1 protein-coding gene is annotated in these 516 nt (G+C 64.9%); it reads right to left on the bottom strand.

Annotated elements, in window-relative coordinates; all coding sequences use genetic code 11:
- Positions 1-501 (bottom strand): hypothetical protein (locus ADS77_RS21995; protein ID WP_200909675.1); only part of this gene is annotated, 501 nt, incomplete at its 3' end.
- Positions 502-516: the final 15 nt, after the last annotated feature.

Raw genomic sequence — 516 nt, 5'->3', positions numbered from 1 at the left:
CAGCACGGCGCCCTGCTTGAGCTTGCTGCGGTGCGCCTGCAGTACCAGATCGGTGGTGGCGTGCATCAGCGGGTGCATGGGATGGATCAGGTCGGCCATGGGCTTGCCAGGCAGGCGCACGTGCTCCTTCTCGAAGCAGATGCGCTCGTACTTGCGCAGCACCGGAGTGCGACTCTCACCGATCACGCGATCGCGCTCGCGGATGGCGGCGGGCACATGGCGCACCTCGTAGCGGCCTGGCTCCCGGGGCCGCAGCTCTCCACGCAGAATCTGGAAGGCCTCGGTGAAGAAGGCGCGGATGAAGTACGGCTGCAGCTTGCGGGCCTCGGCCTTCTCCATCTCCTCCTTCACCGCATAGAGCTCGTCGAGCCCCATATGCTGCTCGACCAGGGCATTGCGGCGGATGATCTCGCGCAGGTGGTCGGTATCCAAGGCACCCTCGATCACCTGCTCCAGGCGCGACTTCACCTCGGTCGATTCGCCGTAGCGGATCGCCTCCACCAATAGATCCTTAAG

Source organism: Pseudoalteromonas porphyrae (genome assembly GCF_001298125.1).
GTDB lineage: Bacteria > Pseudomonadota > Gammaproteobacteria > Enterobacterales > Alteromonadaceae > Pseudoalteromonas > Pseudoalteromonas neustonica.
This window is presented reverse-complemented; position numbering and strand designations above follow the sequence as displayed.